The following is a 20,000-nucleotide window of genomic DNA, read 5'->3' on the forward strand; positions in this document are numbered from 1 at the left end:
TACCTTTAAACAAAAAAACTGAATATCAATAAAATTTTAATAACAAACTTTATCAATATTCAGTGTAAATTTTAGTTACATATCAAATTTTCCAATGCATCATTAGGGGCTACAATAGGATAAACATCATAATCCTTATCTATATCACATTGTAAAAACACGGGTTTATTAAAATCTATCACATCTAGAACTTTTTCTAATTCTTCCATATCGGATACCTTATATCCATCAATATTATAGGCATTTACTAGTTTAACATAATCCACGTTTTCATTAATGTCAGTTTGAGAATATCTTTGATTAGAAAATAACTTCTGCCATTGTCTTACCATTCCTAATGTTCTATTATTAAGTAGTAAAATAAGTATAGGTACATTATAATTTGCAACTGTAGCTAGTTCATTACAGTTCATTCTAAAACTTCCATCACCAGTGACTAAAACCACATTTTTATCTACATTACCGACTTTAGTTCCAATAGCTGCACCTAAACCAAAGCCCATAGTTCCTAGTCCTGCTGATGTTATAAAACTTTTATTACCTTTAAAATTCCAGTATTTGGCGGCCCACATTTGATGTTGACCAACATCAGTTACTACTATAGTAGAATTTTCTAATTTCTCATATTTCTCATTTATTTTTTTAAGTATGTTTTGTGGATGAAATTCATATTTTTGTACACCCTCACTCTTTCTAAATGTCTTTATCTCTTCTTTCCAACTACTATTATTCTTACTCTCAACTCCTTCAAGTAGTAAACTAAGAACCAACTTCAAATCTCCAACTAGAGATACATTAGATTTTATATTTTTACTTATTTCAGACGGGTCTATATCTATGTGTATTACTTTTGCATTTTTAGCAAATTCTGAACTTTTACTTATTACTCTATCGCTAAATCTTGCACCTATAGCTATAACCAAATCTGAATTAGAAAGGGCTAAATTACTTTCTCTACTTCCATGCATTCCAACCATTCCAAGAGATAGTTCATTTTTTCTATCTATATTGCCAAGACCCATAAGTGTATTTAATACAGGTGTATCTATTTTAATTGCAAATTTTTCAAGAATCTCCTCACTATCTGAAGACTTAACTCCTCCACCAGCATATATTATAGGTCTTTTAGATTCTTTTATGATATCTATTGCTTCATTTAAGAGCTTAGCATTAGTTTCATCATCTAGACCAAAATCGCTTTTATAATCTATATCATCATCTATTTGACATAAATCATAATCCTCATCACTAAAATCCATTTCTGCTAAAAATAAATCTTTTGGAACATCTACAAGTACAGGTCCTTTTCTACCTGAATTTGCAACTTTAAAAGCTTCTTTTATTGTAGGAACTAATTCTTTAGTATTTCTAACTAAATAATTATGTTTTGTCATAGATAATGTTGCTCCAGTTATATCAATTTCTTGAAAAGAATCTTTACCTAATAAACTCGTTGGAACCTGACCCGAAATTACAACCATAGGTGAGGAATCCATAAAAGCTGTTGCTATTCCAGTTATAGCATTTGTTGCTCCTGGACCAGATGTTATAAAACAAACACCCACTGTATTAGTACTTCTTGCGTATCCATCTGCTGCATGAACCAAACCTTGTTCATGGGATGTCCTTATATGCTTAAAATCATCTGAATAATCGTATAGAGCATCATAAAGAGGTATCACTGCTCCACCAGGATATCCAAATACCGTGTCAACTCCCTCTTTCTTTAAACATTCTAAAATTACCTTTGCTCCATTCATACGCACTACTATGCACCACTCTTTCCCTCAAACTAATCCATTTCATATATTTATTTCAAGAATGACATCATACTTCTTAGATTTCTGCCAACTTCAGCAATTTCTGTAGCATATTCTGCTTCTCTAGTTTTTAGGAAGTTTTTACGTCCTTCTTCATTCTCTTTAATCCATGCCTTTGCAAATTTTCCATTTTGTATATCCTCTAAAACATCTTGCATACCTTGTTTTGCTGCATCAGTTATTACCCTTTTGCCAGATACATAATCTCCATATTCTGCTGTATCACTTATGCTATATCTCATTCTTTCAAATCCACCTTCATATATAAGGTCGACTATTAATTTCATTTCATGTAGACATTCAAAATATGCTACTTCTTTTTGATAACCTGCATCTACAAGTGTTTTATATCCCAATTTTATAAGTTCACTTATTCCACCACAAAGTACTGATTGTTCTCCAAATAAATCTGTTTCTGTTTCTTCTTTAAAAGTAGTTTCTAAAACACCTGCTCTTGTTGCTCCTATACCTTTTGCATATGCTAAAACTGTCTCTGTAGCTTTTTTAGTGTAGTCTTGATATACTGCAAATAATGCAGGAACTCCACTTCCCTTTGTAAATACATTTCTAACTAGGTGACCAGGTCCTTTAGGAGCTACCATTACAACATCAACAAATTCTGGTGGTTGTACCTGATTATAATGTATATTGAATCCATGTGCAAATGCTAATGTTTGACCTTCTTTTAAGTTATCCCTTACACTTTCTTCATAAACTTTTTTTTGCTTTTCATCAGGTATTAACAGCATTGTGAAATCACTTTCTTTTGTAGCTTCTGCTACACTCTTAACTTCAAATCCATCTTCTTTTGCTTTTTGTGCTGATTTACTTCCATCATAAAGTCCTATCACTACATCTACACCATTATCTCTAAGATTTTGTGCATGTGCATGACCTTGGCTTCCATAACCTAAAACTGCAACCTTTTTATTTTTTAAAACCTCTAAGTTCACATCATTTTCATAATACATTTTTGCCATTTTAATTTCCTCCCAATACTTTCTCTTATTTTATGATATTTATTTTTATTAGAAATTCATACTCATTATCATCGACTTAATACTGTTCAGCAAATTCTATTCCTCAATTTATATAACTTTTAAAGTATATTTTTAGAATTTTCAGTTTTTATTAATTGTGATAAACCCATAAGTTTAATGATACTTGTATTTTAAATCTAAGATTTTTCTTATTTAATATTTATCTTTGGTTTTTTATTTTAAAATGAGTATCTTTAGTTTTTATTTTTATAAAGCAGATTTAATTAGTGTCTCATTTTCTCAACAGTTATCTCTCTTATATCATGTAGTTTCTTCATATGGTTTAAGACAGAATCTAAGGATGTCTTTTCTTCATTTACTATTAATTTTATACCTGAGTTATTCATATTGTCTACAGTCATACTTATTGATTGTATATCAACTTCTCTTCTTCTTAGAGTCATAGCCACTCTTAAAAAAGAATCTATTCCTTGGTTTAATTTAGCAGATACAGTATTTTCCATAAAAATTCCTCCTTATTTTTATTATTTTTTATTGATTTTATATGGATTAAATTACTTTATATTGCTTAAAATAAAAAAACTTTCATCTTTATAAGCAATATAAATATTACTTATAAGGACGAAAGTTATATTCCGCGGTACCACCTTATTTGTAGATATAAAAAATACATCTACCCCTCTTTTTCAGGTCGGGTAATCAATTACCTTAACCTTAGCCATGTAACGTTGGCAGACGTTTGTACTTACTAAAAATATTCAGTACAAAAGCTCCAGAGTGATCATTATACTACTGTTAACACCAATTCTCAGCAACATTGGTTCTCTGTAGATAACACGCTATTAGTATTGTTGTCTCTGTCATTGCTTTTACTTTTTTAATTTTAACTCTGTTTTGTTGTTAATATAGATTATATTCCCTATTATTTACGATGTCAACGACTTTTTAAAAATTTTTCAGATTATTTGTTTTTTTCACAATAATATTTCTTTTATATTATAAGTGTATATTTTGGAATAATCGTTTTCATATTATTATCTTATATCCATTTATTTTTAGCCAATTTTCTTTGTCTTTATAATCTGGCATAATGGATTTTATCAAATCATAGAATTTTTTAGAGTGATTCATATGTACTAAATGGCTAAACTCATGTATTATTACATAATCAATTACATCTAATCTTGCCATAGATATTTTTGAATTTATATAAATATTTTTTTGGGATGTGCAACTTCCCCATCTCTTTTTTTGTTCTTTTACCTTAACACTTGCTGGAATCAATTGTTTCATTATTTCACAATTTAATTTAAGAAAATCTATTCTCTCTAAAACTATTCTTTGACTTTCTCTTTTATACCAAGACTTTAAAGACTTTTTAATAAATTCTTTACCTGTATCATTTGTATTAATAATTATTTGGGACTCATCAAGATTTATTTTACAATTACTTTTTTTGACAGAATCCTCCAATATTTCTTTTATAACTAAGTGATACTCTTTCCCTAAATAAAGAAACTTATCACCAGTTATAAACATTCTTTGTCTGTATATTTCTTCTCTGTATTTGTATTTTTCTAATTTTTTAAGTATCCAGTCTCCTTTTTCAATTATTATATCTTTTATTATTTTTTCAGATATTTTAGGAGGGCTTATTACAATTATTTGACCAAATGAGTCTATTTTTATAGAAATATTTTTTCTATTTTTATACAATAAAATTACTTTTATTTCACTACCTCTAAGAATTACATTTAAAATATCAACTTCTTTACCTACTGTATTCATCAATTTACCTTTTCCTTATTAGCCCTACAATTTATAAGTTCAGCAGCTATGCATACAGCTATTTCAGCTGGTGTTTGAGCATCCAACTTTATTCCTATTGGTGCATGTACTTTTGATAATTCTTCCTTTTTAAAACCTTTTTTCATAAGTTTTTCATATGTCAATCCAATTTTTGTTCTACTTCCAATCATGCCTATATAACTAGAATTTCTTTTAAGAGCCCATTCTAAAGCACTTGAGTCATATAAATGACCTCTTGTTAGAATAATTATATAACTATTTTCATCAGTTGGAAAATCTGGTATATTTTCAAAAGAATCTAAAACTATTACTTCTGAATCTGGAAATCTTTCAGAGTTAGCAAATTCTTCTCTATCATCTATTACCACTGTTCTAAATTCCAAAAGGGATAATATTACGGCAACATCTCTTGAAATATGACCTGCTCCAAATATATACGCTTTACTTGTATTTTCTTTTAGGTTTCTATTAAATCTTTCTATATTACTTTCTAATTTACTATCTATGAAATCTATTTGGATTTCTCCATTACCTCCACATATCATTCCAAGTTTTGCCACATCAGATTTATTTAGGCTAAATTTATACAACATTGACTCTCTATTTTTTATTACATTAATTGCATGTTTTATACATACTGCTTCTACACTACCTCCACCTACTGAACCAAATATGGTAGCATCATTTTTTACAATCATCATTGCTCCTGTTTCACGTGGTGTTGAACCTGAGTGAGAAGTTATTGTAGCAAATGCGAAATCCTCATTATTTTCTATTAATCTTATCGCTTGTTCATATATATTCATATAATTCTCCTTACCAGTCTATCTAAAAATCTTCTATATATCTATCTTAGGTTTTTTATTACTTTATATGGTATCACAAACTCAACTGCTCCCATATAACCAGGTGCTACTTCATATTCATCAAAACTAATTACAAGGTTTCCATTTTTATTAAAATAAAAATCTTGATACTTATTTATAGATTCAAAATTTTTTACTGGTGAATCTTTATCTTGGTCTATAAAATAGGATTTTGTATTATCCTTTTTTATTTGCTCTCTCATTTGTTCTTTTATATTATCACTTATAACTTTTACATATTTATCGTCTTTAAAAAGCATTGGCAAAGTCAAAACTATTTGTCTTTTTTTATCAATATTATAATGTACTTTACTAACATATGATGATGCTTCTATCTCATTTTTTGTCATTTCTATTGATAGAAAATCTTTAGAATTATTTTTCACACTATAACTCAAACTTAAAGACTTATGCCCTTTGTTCCTTGATAATTGTATCTTTTCCATTCTCTCTTGAAATTCATTATAAAGCCTTTTTCCATCCTCCATAAAATCACTATTTAATCTTTTTTCTAAATTTTTATCTTTTAAACCTTGTATTTTAGGAATATCAATCTCAGCTTCATAATTTTCAGTTTTTAAGTTATAATTTTTTATAGTTATTACTTTTACTATTTCCCCAATTATAGGTATCTTAGAAAAGCTGTCTGCAAATACAGGGCTTATGTTGACTAATACTACAAACATACATGCAAAAGCTATTGCAACTTTAAATCTTAATCTATTTACTTTCTTATTTTGCTCTCGGTATATATTTTCTATTTTTTCATGATTTATTATAGTATCTAGTTTCTTTGGTATTGGAATTTTATGATACTCCTCTTTTAACTTATTTAACCTTTCTTTGCTCGTCATTCTTTTTATCCCTACTCTTCAATTTTTAATTTTAATTTTTTTAAAGCAGTATATAGCCTAGTTTTAACAGTATTCACATTTTCATCCAATATTATTGCCACTTCTTCAATCTTTAAATCTTCAAAAAATCTTAATATTATAATAGATTTGTATTCAATAGGTAATTCTTCCAAAGCTCTTCTTAAATCCAAATCAGTGTATTTATCATATTCTCCAGTCTCATCTACAAGGTCAATATCTGTCATATTATTATACTTACGGTTTTTTCTAATAAAGTCTATACTCGTTCTAACTAAAATTTTATAAAACCACGTTTTTATATAATTTACTTCTTTAATATTTTCCACTGAATATAATGCCTTATACATAGCTTCCTGAACCACGTCTAGGGCATCTTCTTCATTCTTTGTATAACTATATGCAATTCTATAAAAAGAGTCTTTATTATCGATAATGTATTTCTCAACTTTCGTTCTCTTTAAACTCTTAAACATTCCTGTAAAATCTCCCTCCGATTACAGGCTAGGATTGATTTTTTAGAAATTCTATCTGTCTATTTTGGCATCTTCATTCAGTTTTTTTATATGTTCAAGATACTTTTCATTTAAAATAGATTCTCTTATTAAACTCTGACACTCATTAAAACTTTTTTGTCTTTCTCTTTTATCAGTAACTTTGACTATATGATATCCATAACTAGTCTCAAATACATTTGAAACTTCATTTTTCTTTAATTTGAACACTTCTTTTGTAAACTCAGCATTTTTGTCATCTTTTGAAAAATATCCTAACTGACCTCCATTTTTTCCAGTTGCCTTATCATCTGAATACTTTTTAGCCAATTCTTCAAAACTTTCTCCATTTTTAATTTTAGCCAATATACTGTCTGCCTCTTTCTTCAAAGCTTCTTTTTTATCTTTACTTACTTCTTTTTTATTTTTGTCTAAAGTTGATATAAGTATCTGAGAAGCACTTACTTCTTCTACATTAAAATCCTTTTTATGACTGGTATAATAAGCTTCCATATCAACATCGCTTATATTTGTTCTACCTTCAAAGGCTTTCTTATTTTTATCTATGGCTAAATCTTTAGATATTTCTTGTTTTAAATATTCTTTATCAACACCTGCTTTGTCCATTTTTTCTTTGTAACTCGCATTCAAATTCATTTTTTCTTCTAGTTCTTGATATTTTGAGTCTACTTCACTTTTACTTGGAGTTAATCCTTTATTCCTAGCCTCTTGATATAAAAGTTCATTATCCACCATAAACGATATTATAACATTTTCTAATTTATTTCTACCTTTTTTATCTAAAGTTTTTTCCAATTCATCTAAAGATTGACCATTTATATAATTATTAGTAGCAGATAAAACTGCTTTCGTTTTTTTATACTGTTCTTTTGTAATTTCTACATCATTTACTTTTGCCAAACTTTTATTGCAACCAACCATCATTAAAGATAGTATCCCAATCATTCCTACATAAAGTTTTTTATTCAATATACCTACACCTCACTCATTTTTATTCTCAATTTCTAAAATCTCAATAAATATTCTTATATTTTAATTACTCTAAATTACGTAACCAATAATTTTTTGGTATTTGATTTTGGTCCACTGCTGCAAATTCATAACCTTCATCTGATAAGAATTTTAAAACTGAATCTAATGCTTCTGCACTTTGCTTTTTCTCATGCATTAAAACTACCAATTGGTCTTTATCTTCACCTTTTCTATTCTTAATATGATTTTTTACATTTTGTACAATTTGAGAAGAATTAGATTTCCAATCTTCTGTATCTAAGTCCCAATCCCAAATCTTATATCCAGCATCAACTAAAGCTTGATAAGAAGCTTGTGGTGTATATGGTTTACTTCCATAAGGTATTCTTATTACTTTTGAATATTTACCAGTTATCTTGTAAAAAGTTTGGTCATTTGTATCAAATTCCTCTTTTGCTGATGTACTAGTAACATAAAGCTTATGAATATCATGTGATACACTATGAAAACCTGCTGTGTTCCCATTTTTAATTATATTTTTAACTTGTTGTGGATATTCCTTCATATTTCCATCTATCATAAAAAAAGTTGCTTTAACATTATATTTATTTAAAGTTTTTATCATCTGGTCAGTAAATTTAGACGGACCATCATCTATAGTTATGTATGCTACTTTTCCAAAACTTTTACTTGGTCCTTTGCTAATTTCTGTCGCTGTATTAGATACTATATCCGTAATAGTAGAACTTGACAATTTTGCATTTCTACTAATTTCATCTTCTTTCATATTTAAAGAGCTAGCACGTATACCAACCACTATAAAAGCCAGACATACTACAATAGCACTTAAAAGCACATACAGTTTCTTTCTATTTATTTTTTTCTTTTTATTTCTCATCGTTCGACCTCCAATATTACTATATTTTTACATTTATATTTTTGTAGTATTTTCTCCCAAAAATTTACACTACATATATATAGACGTTGAACTTCGACAAAAAGTTTTACTTAATTTTTAAAATTTGTTATTTTGATGATTATTATGCTGTATAATTTCTGTATAATTGTATAGAATGTTGAAAATTGAGTATTATATAGTGTTTTTTACAATTAATTCTAGTTAATATGTAATTTATAATTTTTAAAATTTATAAATTTTTTTTATAAATTAGAAAGATTAAACAAAAAGTAAATACTAAAACAATGCTATGCTACATCTTTGATATATACATTATATATTTATATTAGTTAGTTTTTGTTATCAAATAAAAATTCCTAATCTTATTCATAATCCTCACATTAATCAGTTAATGTTTTACATTTAATATCATATTCTATTATTTATAATAGAAAGATTTAGTTTTAAGAAAATTATGGATACTGTTTATTATATAGACATCATTTGGTTTGACTATTAAAAAAATACTCAAAAATAAATACTTTTTTAGATGTTTAATTTTTTATCCCAAAAAATAAAAATAAAAGTGGGTCTCTTAAAATGAACTTTTTAGTTCATGAGGCACTCTTTTTTGTATGAAATTAAATATATTTTCATCATTTCAACAATCAAAAAGAGGCTTATCTCTCTATTTTGAGACAACCTCTTTTATTTTTTATATAATTATAAAGTATTTGTAAACTACTTAGATTATTTTTTAGCGCCTTTAGTCATATAAGCATACACTGGTAAGCCTATAGCTGTTATTATAAGACCTCCTAGAGATATCATAGTAGTTTTCATACCTGCAAAACATAATTGATTAACTACAACAAATATACCACTTGCTATAGCTATTATTGGAACAATTGGATATAATGGTACTTTATACTCTCTTGGTATATCTGGATGAGTCTTTCTAAGTTTCATTACTCCTATAAATGTTAATACATAGAATATCCAAGTGGCAAATACTGCTAAGTCAGTTAATAAATTAAATTGACCTGATAAAGCATATATAGATGCAATAACAGATACTAATGCTATAGCATTTGCTGGAACTTGGGCAGAATTTAATTTAGAAAATATACTATATTTTGGTAAAGTCTTATCTGTAGCTAAAGTATATGCCACTCTTGAACCAGTTAGTAAAAAACCATTTAATGCTCCAAACACTGAAATTAATATACCTACAGATATTATTTTTCCACCCATTGAGCCAAATATAACTTCAGCAACTGCTGATGCAGGAGAAGCATAATTTGCTAATTCACTAGCTGGTAATACCCAAAGATATGCTAAGTTTATTATAAAGTAAACAGCCATAACAACTGATAATCCACCTATTATAGCTTTTGGAAGGTCTTTTCCAGGGTTCTTCATTTCTCCAGCTAAAGTACCAACATTCATCCATCCATCAAATGCAAATAATATAGCAATTAAAACTTGACCTAATACACTACCTAGACTTAATCCCTCACCAACCATAGGTGTAAGTATTGGATTATCTCCACCACCTTTAATAAATCCAACAATCATTATTAAAATAAGTGGTATTAATTTACATATTGTAGAAACTGTCTGTATAACTCCTCCAGTTTTTGAACCTAGCATATTAAGTCCTGCAACTATTACTATAATTCCAATTGCTATTGGAAGTAACAATGATGGACTACCAATTAGTGCTGATGCTTGTTCTCCAAATATAACACCCAATGCTGCCATCATCCCAGGATAAAATAATACAATTTGCATCCAACCAGTTAAAAAACCTAATTTTTCTCCATAAATTTCTTTTATATATACCATCATTCCACCAGTTTTTGGTATCGCAACTGATACCTCTGCAGCTGTAAGACCAGCTGTTATAGTTATAATTCCAGCTATTAACCACGCCAATATACCAAGACCTGGAGCTCCTCCAGTTAATGTATAAACTGCTTGTGGTTTAAAAAATACACCCGCTCCTATAACGGAACCAACAACAGTTGATAATGCTGCTGACACGCCAAGAGTCTTTTTTAGTTCATTACTTCCCATGTTCTTCCTCCTACTTACTCCTATTTAATTTTAATTTCATAGTTATATAAGCATACATTATGCCAATATTATAGAAAAGCAGTTTTATTATTTATTAAAATAAAATACCTCTATTCAACTTTTGTAATCTTTTACTTTTAATTCCAGTTTAAAAAATTTATAAAAATTAAAAATCCAAATGTAATAATATTTTTTAAAAGTAAATGTATTTTTTATATTGTATAATATACATTGTATATTTATAACATTAAAATACATCATAACTATTAAGTTGAAATCATTTTAAATTTTTTGCAATAAAATTTCACTATTTTTCAAAAACATTTTAACTTATTTCTGTAATTTTCTATTTTTAATGTCTTTTATATAATAGTATGATTTTTGCTTATTTTAGAGTCTATTTTATAGTAATAAATAATTTGACAATTTATTATAACCCAATTTAAACCAGAAATCAAAATTAATATTTTATTTTTTTGTTTAAAAGTGAAATATTAGTTTTAAAAACTCTTTTTATATGTTGAAATCTGAATATGTTTTTTTATAAAACCACTACTTTTATTCATATCTTTTAATATAAAAATTATTTTCATATTATTATTCTTAAATATAATTAGATAATTCTCTTTTTTCTAAAATAAATAATGTACTACAATTATTTTATTAACAAGTTATATATATAGTTAATTTTAGCAAGTAATTTAAATATTATTCTATAAATCGAAAATATAAAATAAAAAAATATACCACTTTTTATTAAAAACGGTATATTTTCTTACTACTCATCAATCTATTTTATTCTATTTTCTTCTTTTAAGTAATTCTTTTTTTATTTCATCAATTTCAACACCTTTTTCTATCATTAAAACCAATGTATGATACACTAAATCGCTAATTTCATAAATAAGTTCACTTTTGTCTGTATTCTTTGATGCTATAATTACTTCACTACTTTCTTCACCGACTTTTTTAAGAATTTTATCTATTCCTTTTTCAAAGAGATAATTAGTATAAGAACCTTCAACTGGATTATTTTTTCTTTCATTTATCAAATCATATAATTCTTTCAGTATATTTTTTTGTACTTCAAACTCCATTTTAGTAGTATCATCAAACAAATCTCTATAAAAACAAGAATAATTTCCTGTGTGACAAGCTACACCAGTTTGTTCAACAAAAAGCAATATAGTATCTACATCACAATCATAAGACATCTTAACAACTTTTTGAGTATTACCAGAGGTCTCACCTTTAACCCAAAGTTCTTGTCTACTTCTACTAAAATAGCAAGCTACTTTATCTTTTAGGGTTCTCTTTATAGCATCCTTACTCATATATGCTAACATCAGTACATCTTTACTCACTACCTCTTGAACAACAACAGGAACTAATCCTTTATCATCAAATTTTACACTTTTTATAAATTCTTCTACTTCATCACTGTATACATTGTTACATTTATTATCCATTTTTCTAATCTCCTTTTAAGTATTTAATTTATAATCTTACTTCTACACCCATGTTTTTTAAATATCTCTTTAAATCATTTATTTTTATCTCACCAAAATGAAAAACAGATGCTGCTAAAATTCCATCTACATCAGACTTCTTAACCGCCTCATAAAAATCTTCCATTTTTCCCGCACCCCCAGATGCTATGACAGGTACATTTACTAAAGAAGTTATCTTTGATAATAATTCTATATCGTATCCATTTTTCATTCCATCTTCATCTATACTATTTACAACAATTTCTCCTGCTCCAAGTTCTACACCTTTAACAGCCCATTCGATTGCATCCAGATTAGTCTTTTCTCTGCCACCTTTTACATATACACTCCATGAACCCTCTTTATTTTTCTTTGCATCTATTGATAAAACAACACATTGTGCTCCAAATTTTAATGAGGCTTCCCTTATTAATTTAGGATTTTTGACTGCTGATGAATTTATAGAAACTTTATCAGCACCTTTTCTTAGAATATCAGTAAAGTCTTCTAATTTATTTACTCCTCCACCGACACAAAATGGTATATTTATATTTTCTGCAACTTTTGTAACAAATTCTAAGGATGTTTTTCTCTCTTCATTTGATGCGGTTATATCATAGAATACAAGTTCATCTGCACCACAATCGCTATAAAATTTTCCAAGTACTTCTGGACTATCAACGTCTACTATATCTTTGAACTTTTTCCCTTTTACAACCCTTCCATTTCTTACATCTAGACAAGGTATTATTCTTCTAGTAAGCATAATTGTTGTGCCTCCTTAAAGTCTATCTTTTTATCATAAAGTGCCTTACCTATTATTGCACCATATAAGTTCATATCTTTTAGTCTTTTTACATCTTCTATAGAGGTTACTCCTCCAGAAGCAATAATATTTAATGACGTTTCCTTTGCTATTTTTTCATATATATCAAAATTTGGTCCTTGCAACATCCCATCTTTTGATATATCTGTATAAACAATAGTTTGTACCCCTATCTTTTCAAGTTGTTTACACAATGTTAAGGAGTCTACATTACTTACAACTTCCCAACCTCTAACTGCTACCTTTCCACCTTTAGCATCTATAGAAACTACTATTTTATCTTTATATTCATTGACCAACTCTTCAACCAAATTTAAATTTTCAATAGCTATACTACCTAATATCACTCTAGTAACACCAGCTTTTATTAAGCTTTGGACTTTCTCCTTATCTCTAACTCCACCACCAACTTGAATAGGTATATCTATATTGTTTGCTATATTCTCAATTGTCTTTGTATTTACATCAAATTCACTTCTAGCTCCATTTAAATCTACTATATGTATGTATTTCGCTCCTTCATTTTTCCATTTATATGCTACTTCCAATGGATTATCATAATATACATTTACTTTATCAAAATCTCCTTGAGTAAGTCTTACACATTTATTATCTTTTATATCTATTGCTGGAAATATTATCATTTTATCATCTCCCCATATGCTCTTAATATATTTAACCCCACTTCCCCACTTTTTTCCGGATGAAATTGTATACCATATACATTATCTTTTCTAACAATAGCAGGAATTTTCTTTTCATACTCTGAAAACGCAATTAGTTCCTCATTTGATGAATTTGCATAATATGAGTGAACAAAGTATACATAGTCATCTTCATTTATATATTTAAGTATATCATCATTTTTCTTATTAAATTTTAGATTATTCCATCCCATATGTGGCACTTTTAAACTTATATCCAGTTTATCAATACTTCCTTTTATAAGCCCTAAACCTTCATATTCTCCATACTCATAACTTTTTTCATAAAGTAATTGCATTCCTAAACATATACCTATCATAAATTTCCCTTTAGAAACATGTTCTTTTATTATTGGTATCAATCTCAGTTTATCTAAGGCATTTATAGAATCTCTAAAAGCTCCAACACCTGGAAGTATAAGTGAATCCGCCTGTTTTATTTCATTTATATCACTAGAAATTTTGGTTTCTATTCCAACTTTTCTGAAACCTCTAGATACAGAATCTATATTTCCAAGGCCATAATCTACTATTATATTCATTCTACAAAACCCCCTTTGAAGATGCTATCTCATTGGAAATTACTTCACTACCTTCTTTTAAAGCTCTTGCAAATGCTTTAAAAATACTTTCTATCTTATGATGGTCATTTTCTCCATATAAAAGATTAATATGTAGTGTTACTCTAGATTCATTTACAAAAGCTCTGAAAAATTCGTTAAAGCATTGAGTACTCATACTACCAATCATTTGAGTATCAAATTTAGCATTAAATACAAGATACGGTCTATTGCTTATATCTATTGCTACCATGGATAAAGATTCATCCATAGGTATATAGATATTAGAATATCTTCTTATTCCTTTTTTATCACCTAGAGCATTTTTAAATGCTTCACCTATAGCTATACCTATATCTTCCACACTATGGTGGTCATCTACATATGTATCTCCTTTACAAAGCACTTTTAAATCGAACTTGCCATGAAATGCCATTAAAGTAAGCATATGGTCTAAAAATCCTATTCCAGTATCTATTTCAGATTTACCAGAACCATCAACGTTTAGTTCTACTGAAATCTGTGTTTCAAGAGTATTTCTTTCTATCCTCCAAATTCTCATACCTATTTCTCCTTTTTCAAAATATCTCTTATAGCATCCATAAATATAGCATTTTCTTCTTTTTCACCAATTGTAACTCTATAATAATTTTCTAACTTCCCACCAAATTCTCTTATTAAAACGCCTCTATCAATAAGTTTTTGTGATAGATTTTCGATTTCAGAATAAAACAGTATAAAATTTGCTTGTGATTTATATGCCTTAATTCCTATGCCAATCATTTCTTTATATAAAACTTCTCTTTCTTCTTTTACTTCTTTTATATAGTCCTTTACTATATCTTTATTTCTAAGTGCTCTTGTAGCAACAAAATCTGACAATGAATTTAAATTATATGGAGGTCTTACCTTTTCAACAGAATCTATTAAACTATTATTAGATAACATGTATCCTGTTCTTATTCCAGCCAATCCAAATGCCTTTGATAAAGTTCTAAGAACTATTAGATTCTCATATTTGAAAACATCACTCAACATGCTTTCCTCTCCAAAATCCATATACGCTTCATCCAAAACTACTAAACTATCAGTTGAATCTAAAAGCTTTATTATATCTTCTCTCTTCAGTATTGTTCCAGTTGGATTATTAGGATTGCATACAATTACTATTTTAGGATTATTTTCCTTTACTTTTTCAATTACATTATCTATATTTATAACTAAATTTTCATCACTTTCAACACCTATAAATTTAGAGCCATTTATTTGACTATATATAGAATACATACTAAAACTCGGAGAAAAACTCAATATCACTTCATCCTTATCTACAAAAGTATGTATTATTAAATCAATTATTTCACTTGAGCCGTTTCCTACTAGAAGATTCTTCTTACTTACTCCAGAAATATTTATATAATCTATTATGGAATCTTTCAAATCACTATAAGAATCTTCTGGATATAAATTTAAATCTATATCACTATCTGAAATCTCTTTAATAAGATACTTAAACAACTTCTTACTTCCTTCGTTTGCATCAAGTTTTACTTTGCAGTTTACGTGATTTGGTTCATATCCCTTTAACTCTCTTATACTTTCTTTCTCTCTCAATTTAAACCCCTCCTTATAAATCTTAGTTTATTTTAGCTATCAAGTTCTTCAAATAAACGAATTATATTTTGAATTTGTTCATATTTAAATCTATAACTAGCTCTATTTGATATGATTCTAGCACTTATATCACATATATCTTCTAATATTTCAAGACCATTTGCTTTAAGTGTATTGCCAGTCTCAACTATGTCTACAATTACGTCTGATAATCCTACTATTGGAGCTAGTTCTACAGAACCATTTAATTTTATTATCTCAATTTTTTGACCCTTCTCTTTAAAATACTTTTTTGCTATATTTGGATACTTTGTTGCCACTTTTAGATATTCATCTTCTCTATATATGCTTTCTCCCTTTAATCCTGCTACAGAAAATTTACACTTACCAAAACCTAAATCATATATTTCATATACATCTGTCTCATTCTCTAAAATAGTATCTTTACCTGCTATACCAAGGTCAGCCACGCCCTTTTCAACATATGTAACTACATCTGATGGTTTGACATGTATATATATTATTTTATTTTCTTCATCTTTAAAGATTAGTTTTCTTGTATCTGTGTCTATACTATCTCCCAAACCCATCTTTTTAAATTTTTTAAATGATTCTCCTTCAATTCTTCCTTTTGCCAGTGCTATAGTCAAATACCCCAAAATAATCTCTCCTTTTCAATCTTATTTATATACGTACTTCATTAATTCATAAACACTTAATGTAAATCCAATAGCTGGGATTTCTTTTCCATACTCCTTAGTTAAAGAATCGTATCTTCCACCACTAAGAATCTCTTTATAGGAGTTTGGATAGTATCCTCTAAACATGATACCTTCATAGTAATCAAGCATTGTAATCATTGATAAATCAAATCTAGCCTTGTCTAAAAAGTTACATTCTTCAATTAAATTATTTACTTGCTTTAGCTCTTCAAGAGCTTGTTTCATCTTGTCATTGCAATAGAATTTTTTTGATTTCTCAATAACATTGTATAAATTTCCTTGTAAACTTAAAATATTTGATAATAATTCTTTTACTTCATCCTTAATTTGTAACTCTTCAATATATACTTTTAATTCATGAGTATTTTTTGTATATAACAAACTTTTAATTTGATTTTCACAATTCTTATTTAAATTTAATTCTTCTAACAAACCATGAATATACTTACTACTTCCAACCTCTAATATGAAATTATTGTTGTATTTATCAAGTATCTTAAGAGCTAACTTTACTACTTCTCTATCTGCTTCTACAGAAGATTCTCCTAGATACTCACAACCTATTTGTCTTATTTCTTTTATTCCAACTGTATTTTTATTTTTATATATTGACGAATTATAAAAAAGCTTAAGCTTTAAACCATCTTCCCATCTTGGCACAAGGCTTTTTATTATACTTGTAGTTATGTCAGCTCTAAGTACCATTACTTTTCCATTTACAACTTTTACCATAGATTCCTCTGGAATTTTATTATTTATAGTTGTAAATTCATCATATTCTTCAAATAATTGTGGTTCTATTTGAAAATATTCTTCGTCTAAAAAAAGTTTATCTATTTCCATTTTTAATTTATATCTTTTTTTAGAATAAATGACTTCATCTTCAATCCTCAAAAACTTCATATTCTCACCCTTTTCATTAAAATTACTATTACATTTGTAAATTTAAAACAATAAAAAGCCATATAGGCTTTATACCTATATGGCTATAATTTTTATCTTAAAATTACTTCCCATCATAGATACAAGACCAATTACACTAAAAACAGGGCTTGTGTCTATGAATTAATTTCATATTACAATCCCTTTAATCTATGATGATGGTGATGATTTAATTTTGTATTTAATTTTACTATATTTAATCTCACCATGATAATTTCCTCCCAAATAATTTTTATTAATATTCTAAATTTACAGTTTTTTGTTACTATTAATAATAATATATTTTTCAAAAATTGGCAATAGTTATTTAGAAAATTGAATAAAATGTTTTATATGTATATTTTGTTTATATAGTTAAAAATTTAATCTTCACCTAATTTGGAAATTTTATGTATAAAAAATGAAATTTCGGGAAAAATTGTAATAATTTAAAAAAACTTATTAAAATATAGTATAATAAGTATATCTTAATGTAAAGGGATGATTTTATGTATAAATATGATGACTATGTGAATTTAACAAATGATTTAGATTTACCTGTAGAAATTAGAAATAAATGTGTCAGAATTGTTAGTGTTTCAGAGAATTTAGAGGATATAATTATAGTACATAAATTCAAACTATATGTCGTAAATGAAAAGTACATTAAAGGAATTATGGAATAGACATTTTGAATGGACTATTTTTATCAAAATTTTATTATAAATAGAATTTAATATTTATAATAAGGAACTGTCTTATTATAGAAGATACAATCTATATAAGACAGTTCCATTTTATTCATTGTAGAATTTTAGTATCAATTAATCAAATCTTTTAAAACTATAAAACATACAATAAAACGGCTAAAAAGTGAAATAAAGAGCCTATCATAATAAAAATATGAAATATTTCATGGAATCCAAATTCAGGGCTTATATTAGGCTTTTTAATTATATAAATAATCGCACCTATAGAATAAGATACACCTTCCATAATTAATAGTCTAAGACAGTCCTTAGGAATTGAATTGAATGCATTTATATCAAAAACAATTGCCCAACCCATAAGTAAGTATATACTTGTAGACAACCATCTAGGTGCATCCATCCAAAAGATTTTTATTATTATTCCAATAAAAGCAACTGTCCATATTGCTGTAACAAATATTATGCCCTCTTTTTTTTCCATAAAATTCAGACAGATTGGTGTATAAGAACCAGCAATCAATACATAAATCATTGCATGGTCTACTTTTCTAAAAAATAATTCTTGTTCTGGTGTTCCCTTTAAAAAATGATAATACGAGCTTGCACTATATAGAGCAATTAATGAAAGTCCAAATATCGATACAGATACTATCATCAAAAGAGAAGTTTCCTGTAATGATACAGATTGAAAAACTAAAATTATAGTTGCTAAAAGAGATAAACAAGCTCCTATAAAATGAGTTAAACTGCTTATTGGGTCTCTACCCCTTAAAAAAAATTGATACATTTTATCCTCCTACAATTATGTATTTTAAAAATTACATTTAACAATATAGTTTCCATTACTATATTATATATTTAATTATACCACTTTATGTTATTTTTACAAGTCTTAATATTGTTTTGCTTTCTAATTTAGTGTATTATATATATTATGGAGGTAGCATATGATGAATAATGAACTTAATACTATAATACTAGAAACACTAAATAATGCAGATATAACTTCAAATGATATTCCTTCTATTGACTTATATATGGATCAAATTATTTCTCTAATTGACAATAAGCTTTCTGCCAATAAAAGATTTGAGAGTGACAAAATTCTTACTAAAACCATGATAAATAACTACAGCAAAGAGGGATTAATCAAACCTGTTAAGGGAAAAAAGTATACTAAAGAACAAATTTTACAAATGATAATCATTTATTCAATGAAAAATACACTTACAATACAAGAAATTAAAAGAATCTTACATGGTGTGTATGAAAAGGATGATTTCAATGAAGAAAACTTAGTCTCATGTTACGAAAATTTCATATTAATAAAAGAAAATCAAAGAAGGAATATACCAAGTTTTATAGAATCTAATTTTGAAAATGTGAGTATAAATCCGGAAAATAAAGATGATTTGTTAATAGCCTTACTAAGTCTGACTTCAATGGCTGACCAGTTAAAAAGTATTTCAGAAAAATTAGTAGACACATATTTTCCAGAGATTGCTAAAAAATAATTTTAATAAAGTAAGACTGAAAATAAATATTAAAATACAATGTTATTTAACTCAACTTTTATTGTATACAATATAATTTTCAGTCTAAATATCAATACTTTCTATTT

Annotated in this window: 21 protein-coding genes and 1 other annotated feature; of the genes, 2 read left to right on the forward strand and 19 right to left on the reverse strand. The window is 27.2% G+C overall.

Annotated elements, in window-relative coordinates; all coding sequences use genetic code 11:
• Positions 1-71: 71 nt before the first annotated feature.
• The 18 genes from ilvB to KGF39_RS02270 form a co-directional block, all read right to left on the reverse strand.
• On the reverse strand, positions 72-1,760 hold the full coding sequence (gene ilvB, locus KGF39_RS02185; RefSeq protein WP_227821019.1) for a biosynthetic-type acetolactate synthase large subunit: 1,689 nt from the start codon (positions 1,758-1,760) through the stop codon (positions 72-74).
• A gap of 50 nt (positions 1,761-1,810) precedes the next feature.
• Positions 1,811-2,800 carry a ketol-acid reductoisomerase gene (gene ilvC / locus KGF39_RS02190; RefSeq protein WP_227821020.1) on the reverse strand — a complete coding sequence of 330 codons (990 nt, stop codon included), beginning with the start codon at positions 2,798-2,800 and terminating at the stop codon, positions 1,811-1,813.
• A gap of 284 nt (positions 2,801-3,084) precedes the next feature.
• Positions 3,085-3,324 carry an ACT domain-containing protein gene (locus KGF39_RS02195; RefSeq protein ID WP_227821021.1) on the reverse strand — a complete coding sequence of 80 codons (240 nt, stop codon included), beginning with the start codon at positions 3,322-3,324 and terminating at the stop codon, positions 3,085-3,087.
• Between the two features lie 111 nt (positions 3,325-3,435).
• Positions 3,436-3,694 (reverse strand) — a binding site (T-box leader).
• Positions 3,695-3,847: 153 nt separating this feature from the next.
• Positions 3,848-4,609 carry a SprT family zinc-dependent metalloprotease gene (locus KGF39_RS02200; RefSeq protein WP_227821022.1) on the reverse strand — a complete coding sequence of 254 codons (762 nt, stop codon included), beginning with the start codon at positions 4,607-4,609 and terminating at the stop codon, positions 3,848-3,850.
• Entirely contained in the window at positions 4,609-5,436 is an 828-nt protein-coding gene (locus KGF39_RS02205; protein WP_107594501.1) for an XdhC/CoxI family protein, read from the reverse strand. The genes KGF39_RS02200 and KGF39_RS02205 overlap by 1 nt, the downstream gene beginning before the upstream one ends.
• A gap of 41 nt (positions 5,437-5,477) precedes the next feature.
• Positions 5,478-6,350, reverse strand: a complete 873-nt coding sequence (locus KGF39_RS02210) for an anti-sigma-V factor rsiV (RefSeq protein ID WP_227821023.1) — start codon at positions 6,348-6,350, stop codon at positions 5,478-5,480.
• Positions 6,351-6,361: 11 nt separating this feature from the next.
• On the reverse strand, positions 6,362-6,844 hold the full coding sequence (locus KGF39_RS02215; RefSeq protein WP_003429795.1) for an RNA polymerase sigma factor: 483 nt from the start codon (positions 6,842-6,844) through the stop codon (positions 6,362-6,364).
• A gap of 51 nt (positions 6,845-6,895) precedes the next feature.
• Complete coding sequence (locus KGF39_RS02220; protein WP_054273549.1) at positions 6,896-7,852, reverse strand: peptidylprolyl isomerase; 957 nt, start codon at positions 7,850-7,852, stop codon at positions 6,896-6,898.
• A 67-nt stretch (positions 7,853-7,919) separates the two neighbouring features.
• Positions 7,920-8,753, reverse strand: coding sequence for a polysaccharide deacetylase family protein (locus KGF39_RS02225; protein WP_227821024.1), 834 nt, complete (start codon positions 8,751-8,753; stop codon positions 7,920-7,922).
• Between the two features lie 750 nt (positions 8,754-9,503).
• Positions 9,504-10,832, reverse strand: coding sequence for an APC family permease (locus KGF39_RS02230; protein ID WP_054273547.1), 1,329 nt, complete (start codon positions 10,830-10,832; stop codon positions 9,504-9,506).
• 800 nt (positions 10,833-11,632) lie between these two features.
• Positions 11,633-12,301, reverse strand: a complete 669-nt coding sequence (gene hisIE, locus KGF39_RS02235) for a bifunctional phosphoribosyl-AMP cyclohydrolase/phosphoribosyl-ATP diphosphatase HisIE (protein WP_227821025.1) — start codon at positions 12,299-12,301, stop codon at positions 11,633-11,635.
• Positions 12,302-12,329: 28 nt separating this feature from the next.
• A complete protein-coding gene (gene hisF, locus KGF39_RS02240; protein WP_227821026.1) occupies positions 12,330-13,088 on the reverse strand; it encodes an imidazole glycerol phosphate synthase subunit HisF in 759 nt (252 codons plus the stop codon).
• A complete protein-coding gene (gene hisA, locus KGF39_RS02245) occupies positions 13,070-13,792 on the reverse strand; it encodes a 1-(5-phosphoribosyl)-5-[(5-phosphoribosylamino)methylideneamino]imidazole-4-carboxamide isomerase (RefSeq protein WP_227821027.1) in 723 nt (240 codons plus the stop codon). The genes hisF and hisA overlap by 19 nt, the downstream gene beginning before the upstream one ends.
• Positions 13,789-14,394: an imidazole glycerol phosphate synthase subunit HisH gene (gene hisH, locus KGF39_RS02250; RefSeq protein ID WP_227821028.1), complete on the reverse strand. Its 606-nt coding sequence runs from the start codon at positions 14,392-14,394 to the stop codon at positions 13,789-13,791. The genes hisA and hisH overlap by 4 nt, the downstream gene beginning before the upstream one ends.
• 1 nt (position 14,395) lies before the next feature.
• Positions 14,396-14,980, reverse strand: coding sequence for an imidazoleglycerol-phosphate dehydratase HisB (gene hisB, locus KGF39_RS02255; protein WP_413927062.1), 585 nt, complete (start codon positions 14,978-14,980; stop codon positions 14,396-14,398).
• Positions 14,977-16,026 (reverse strand): histidinol-phosphate transaminase, encoded by a 1,050-nt coding sequence (hisC, locus tag KGF39_RS02260; protein ID WP_227821030.1) that lies wholly within the window; start codon positions 16,024-16,026, stop codon positions 14,977-14,979. Before hisC ends, hisB begins: the two co-directional genes overlap by 4 nt.
• A gap of 32 nt (positions 16,027-16,058) precedes the next feature.
• Positions 16,059-16,685 (reverse strand): ATP phosphoribosyltransferase, encoded by a 627-nt coding sequence (gene hisG / locus KGF39_RS02265; RefSeq protein WP_227821031.1) that lies wholly within the window; start codon positions 16,683-16,685, stop codon positions 16,059-16,061.
• A gap of 21 nt (positions 16,686-16,706) precedes the next feature.
• Positions 16,707-17,651: an ATP phosphoribosyltransferase regulatory subunit gene (locus KGF39_RS02270; protein WP_227821032.1), complete on the reverse strand. Its 945-nt coding sequence runs from the start codon at positions 17,649-17,651 to the stop codon at positions 16,707-16,709.
• Between the two features lie 527 nt (positions 17,652-18,178).
• Here KGF39_RS02270 and KGF39_RS02275 point away from each other — a divergent pair.
• Positions 18,179-18,355 (forward strand): hypothetical protein, encoded by a 177-nt coding sequence (locus KGF39_RS02275; RefSeq protein ID WP_003420092.1) that lies wholly within the window; start codon positions 18,179-18,181, stop codon positions 18,353-18,355.
• Between the two features lie 157 nt (positions 18,356-18,512).
• Here KGF39_RS02275 and trhA read toward each other — a convergent pair whose 3' ends face one another.
• On the reverse strand, positions 18,513-19,166 hold the full coding sequence (gene trhA / locus KGF39_RS02280; RefSeq protein WP_054273538.1) for a PAQR family membrane homeostasis protein TrhA: 654 nt from the start codon (positions 19,164-19,166) through the stop codon (positions 18,513-18,515).
• A gap of 160 nt (positions 19,167-19,326) precedes the next feature.
• Between trhA and KGF39_RS02285 the strand changes: the two genes are divergently transcribed.
• Positions 19,327-19,893 carry a DUF1836 domain-containing protein gene (locus KGF39_RS02285; protein WP_065388300.1) on the forward strand — a complete coding sequence of 189 codons (567 nt, stop codon included), beginning with the start codon at positions 19,327-19,329 and terminating at the stop codon, positions 19,891-19,893.
• Positions 19,894-20,000: the final 107 nt, after the last annotated feature.

Origin of the sequence: Clostridioides sp. ZZV14-6345 (assembly GCF_020657775.1) — a bacterium.
In the GTDB taxonomy this organism is placed as follows: Bacteria; Bacillota; Clostridia; order Peptostreptococcales; family Peptostreptococcaceae; genus Clostridioides; species Clostridioides difficile_D.